3 protein-coding genes and 1 pseudogene are annotated in these 4,930 nt (G+C 39.1%); 2 read left to right on the forward strand and 2 right to left on the reverse strand.

Features of this window, described 5'->3' with window-relative positions; genetic code table 11:
* Positions 1 to 71 precede the first annotated feature (71 nt).
* Both BN1127_RS21125 and BN1127_RS21130 read left to right on the forward strand, forming a co-directional pair.
* Positions 72 to 1,652 (forward strand): helicase HerA domain-containing protein, encoded by a 1,581-nt coding sequence (locus BN1127_RS21125; RefSeq protein ID WP_197069625.1) that lies wholly within the window; start codon positions 72 to 74, stop codon positions 1,650 to 1,652.
* A 6-nt stretch (positions 1,653 to 1,658) separates the two neighbouring features.
* Positions 1,659 to 3,059, forward strand: a complete 1,401-nt coding sequence (locus BN1127_RS21130; RefSeq protein ID WP_082029965.1) for a hypothetical protein — start codon at positions 1,659 to 1,661, stop codon at positions 3,057 to 3,059.
* Positions 3,060 to 3,079: 20 nt separating this feature from the next.
* Here the strand turns inward: BN1127_RS21130 and BN1127_RS21135 are convergent, their stop codons facing one another.
* Together BN1127_RS21135 and BN1127_RS21140 are read right to left on the reverse strand one after the other, a co-directional pair.
* Positions 3,080 to 3,940 carry a DNA adenine methylase gene (locus BN1127_RS21135; RefSeq protein ID WP_082029966.1) on the reverse strand — a complete coding sequence of 287 codons (861 nt, stop codon included), beginning with the start codon at positions 3,938 to 3,940 and terminating at the stop codon, positions 3,080 to 3,082.
* 324 nt (positions 3,941 to 4,264) lie between these two features.
* Positions 4,265 to 4,525: pseudogene (locus BN1127_RS21140) on the reverse strand (IS1595 family transposase); the annotation flags it as partial.
* Positions 4,526 to 4,930: the final 405 nt, after the last annotated feature.

The following is a 4,930-nucleotide window of genomic DNA, read 5'->3' on the forward strand; positions in this document are numbered from 1 at the left end:
TGATCATGCGTCGGCCCTGAGAGGTTAAGAAAAAAGCCGAAGAGGAGGCAAAAAAATCAGGCTTTAGTTCAATGCCTACGTCCATAGAAATTGGTACTGTTAGGTACACTTCAACAACTCGACTTCACAGAGCGAAAACGGAAACTCTTGTTCCTGTTCAAATTCAGCCGACAGATTTTTTGGCTCGTCGCACGGCAATCCTTGGTATGACCCGAACGGGTAAATCAAATACCCTAAAGACTACAGTTTCATCAGTTGCAATGTCAGCAATTAAAGACAACACTCGAGTAGGGCAGATCATATTTGATATAAACGGTGAGTATGCGAATGTAAACCAACAGGATGATGGTAGCTCAATAGCCGATGTATTTCAGGATGATGTTGTTTGTTATCGAGGCACTCTAAGTAGTAATCCGTCTGTGAAGGATTTAAGAAATAACTTCTATGAGCAACCTGATATTGCCATATCTATAATTCAAGATATTTTAAAGGATGAAAAAATCACTGCAAGTGATATGAAAATACTGGTGTCTTCTATATCTTTGGATCCATTACCTGATGATGCATCAGAAAGTGAAATGTCACGATTTGAAAGACTACTTGCTGCATTTAAGGCTCTTTTATATTGTAGAGGCTTTGACTCCCCAAGGGATTACAAGGTTAAGTTGAACGTATCAAAAAATGTGAAACGCCAAATTTTAGAGCAAAATTATACTAATGTTGTTTGTGAGCTTGAAGAGTCATTAGGTAAAAAACCTACACAAGATGACTTAAAAAATAAAGCAGAGGTTTTTTTTCCTGATTATAGTTCTGGTGTTTCTTTGAATGATTTAGTTAAGTTTTTTTCAGATGCGCGTAGTGCGGATAAGAAAATTCGAAAAGACTATGAAGCTGCCGAAAGGGAATTTAAGAAAAATGGCACTAAAATTCCTACCGGACTATGGCCTTCACTTCGCAGTGAAAAGGCAAAAGATGACTGGTTTGATGATAATTTGAAGGCATTGGCTAATCTGATAGTGGGGAAAAACGAAACCGATACACCTATCAGGGTAAAAAGTTACTTGGGGCCAATAGCTGAATACCATAGCGTTAATCGTAATAGTGAGGTAGAAGCTGAAATTTATGACCTACTCTTAAATGGTAAGATTGTTATATTAGATCTTTCGGTTGGTTCTGAGATCGTGCGCAAAGCCATGGCTCTTCGTATAGCAAGGCATATATTGACTCAGTCTATGGGAAGATTCCACAAAAATGAAGATCTTCCCAATATTGTTATATATGTTGAGGAAGCACATAATTTAATAGGTCGTACTGATGATTTAACTGGTGTTTGGCCAAGAATTGCCAAAGAGGGAGCGAAGGCTAAAATTGCTTTTGTTTATGCTACCCAGGAACCATCCTCTATACACCCCAATATTTTGGCAAATACTGAAAACTGGTTTGTGACACACCTTAATAATGAAGATGAGTTACGTTCATTAGGTAAGTTTTACGATTTTTCTGATTTCCATTCCTCATTAAAAACTGCTCAAGATGTAGGTTTTGCGAGAATTAAAACATTATCCTCCCCATTCGTAGTGCCCACACAAATAAATCGCTTTAAGCCTAGTGAGTTGGCTGAGCAATACAAACAAATCAAATCAACGAGGTGATGACTAATGCCCTATAACAGAGAATCAGCAGGAAAGGGGGGGCATGTAGATGTGGTCAAAAACCCTGATGTACAAAAATTCCTCAATGACTGTAGTTGCTTGGTCCCTCCTTCCGAAGAAGAAGCCAAGAAAATTACAAAAGATTATGTGCTGTGGAATGAGGGCATTCGTTGGCTTCCAAATCATGTTGTGGCCTCTGATGCAAGCCCTTACAAGGAGCCCATACCCGGGCTTTTTCCAAGTACACAAATTGGCTATGTTAAGAATAGCATGGTAATTATTACTGTTTCTGAGTTTGATAGTTTGCGCCCTGTGAACTCTAACTTTGTTGATCCATTCAGGGTGGCTGAACTTCACCGAAGTGGGGACTCTGTTGCGTTCACTTTACCAGGTTGCAATGTTCGATATAAAAACTCGCTGACGGTAAAAGATGGATTTCGGTTAGCCGTGTATGAACAGCTTTCAGATATTAGAACTAGTTGGACTAATGATGATAATTACAATGTTGTGGGAACATTATTGGCAATAGACAATGGTGAAGTTAAGCTTAAAAATTGTCCATCTTGTGGGGGAAAAGAGCAATTTATATTTAAAAAGAAAGAAGAAGTACTGCGTTGTAGTAGCTGCATGCAAAATGTTTACATTACGGATGTTATGAGAATTCATGAGCAGATTTCAGATTTAGGAGACAATGGTTCAGCTATTACCCGATTTATGAATGTCGTTGAGCACCTTATTGTTGCGTCCTTTATACGATTGGTTTGCGATCGAAATCCGGAACAACTTAGTGGAATGGCGTTCATTGTGGATGGTCCTCTTGCAATATTTGGTCAGCCAGCAAAAGTTCATGCTAGATTACTTAAACTTTACTCAAAAATAGGTCTAACACTTAAAAATAAAGGATTAGAAGCGCCACTAATTATGGGGGTCCAAAAGACAGGCCCTGCTGTAGAGCATGCGATGGCGCTATCAAGATATATTGATAAAGGAGCTTTTCGTGTTATCGATGATGAATATCGCCATCGATACATAGCCGCACGTTCAGAATCATCAGATAACTTTGGCCATGAAACATATTATGGACAAGATTTTATCTATAGGACTAGAAATGGAAAAGTGTTTGTATTTGGATTGGTTTATCCATTTGAATATAAAACACCTCCGATCTTATTTGATGATGAAATAAAAAACAGTGAAGCAAAGAGGAAGTTTTCTAGAGAGAAAGTTGAAATACCTCGATACCATCCATTACTAGGTAAGGCGATGAATGTTCTTACTCACTTTGAGCTAGAGCTTTATGAAAATGCCATTATTCCAATAGCTCTTGCTCATAGGCATGCATCTATTAGTTTGGTTCCTGGTGGTAAGGTTCTAGATATTTTATCTAAAAAAGGTTTAAATCTATAGTGAACCCCAAAAGAGCAACATTAACATGTTGCTCTTTGAATATTTAATGAGTTTGGAATTCTTAACCTTGGACTAACAACCAAAAGCTCAGTACCTTTCTTTTTTTCGGCAGCACTGTAATTTAGAGAAAAATAAAATTTTCTATAGTTAGAATAAAGCTGTTTTATTTCTTCTGCGTAATCATACGTCAACATCCACTTGCCTTGAATCCTCCCTATAACTCCAGCCAAGTCTTGATGGTTATTAGGTTCATAGAAATTTGTGTAGAGGCTCTGACCTTTAACAAAATAAGGGGGGTCAATGCAATAGAAAGTTCGATCACCTCGCGCCTCAATATTATAAATGAAATCTATGGCATCCATATTATATATATGAATAAACTCCGAATAACTTGATATTTTTCGGATTTTCTCTATTAGATTGCTCTTATTAAACCGACAATCTAGAGTGTATTTGCTTTTTTGCTCCAATCCACCAATTACACCAGCCTTTTGTATTATTCCTGACCTGTTTGTTCTGTTTAGAAAAAAACTTGAAAAACCCAACGTTAAGCTATCTACGCTTTCCTTTTTATCTTGAATATCTTTTTGTATATGCCATTCATCTATCGTTACATTAGTTGTATTTATTAATTCAATAAACTCTTCTGTATGATTAATGATGGAGTGCCAAAAAGACCAAATTGATATATCAAGATCATTCAAATGAATATGTGAAATTACATTGTTAAATAGTAAAGATAAAGCAAGCCCCGCCCCACCGGCATAAGGCTCAACGTAGTGCGCTGTCCTTAGATTGTTTGCTTGAATAATACTCGTAACCATTGGTGTTATGGCTGTCTTACCACCTGGATATCTCAGTGGTGATGGGGTTACTGGCATTGCTGGTTCTCCAAAGTTCGAGCCGTATTTTAACACTAAATGGATTTGTTTCCCATATCCTCACTGTCCGCACAGAACCTCTGGCGTGACAGGGGATCTGATCATCTTACGCGTGGGATGCAATGGACAACTGGTTTCACTAAACTCACCTAAGCGCGGGGCTATCACCAGCTATACGCCATCCATATATCGATATCTTGCTGATTTATAAAGATATTTAAATTGTCACATTGCGTGCCAAAACTGAGGGCCTGCTAACCTCGTTGTTGAGCCGGAGCGTGGGCGCTGTGCCCGAACTATATTCGTGCCCTTTCTACATCCTGATTACCCATGACCCTCAGCCATCTTCAAAAGCCGACATGGCATCGGCGGGCTTGCCACTACGGCACGACCCAATTGGGTTATCATCCTCTTCAGCTCAAAACGATGATTAAATCGGAAGCAATATTCTGCCAAATGTCTTGGCAGATGCTTCGCTCCAAGCGTGTGGCAGCTGCCCCACAGTGAGTTTTTCACATTCCCGATCATCGTGTTCACCCCGTTGAACGCCTTGTGATCTAGCAAATTCAGACTGCCACCCGTGACAGGCCGTGCGGCTCAATGCTCAAAACCGCTAATGGTTCATTCGTCATGTTCTCGGAAATGTTCCTGATGTCAGAAGGTGCCTTGTAGAAATGCAACTCGTTCATTGTGAATCATGCATCGCCAAGGGATCACTCTGGCGGGCTCCTAATGAATCACGATTCTTCATCTCGTTCAGAGGAAACATGATTCATATTGTTAAACATATCTTCATGTTCTTGACATTTCAGCGTTTTTCTCTATAAATAGTTGCAAGTCTTATGGCAATAGCTTGAGTCAATCGGGCTGTTTTAATAGTCAGAAATCACGTTTTAAGTCATTGAATTAAAAGGTTATATTTGTTCTGTGACAGGCCGAAACGAGGGTTCGAATCCCTCCCTCACCGCCAAATAAAGTAAAAGGGCCTGT

The sequence above is a fragment of the Aeromonas media genome (assembly GCF_000819985.1).
GTDB lineage: Bacteria > Pseudomonadota > Gammaproteobacteria > Enterobacterales > Aeromonadaceae > Aeromonas > Aeromonas media.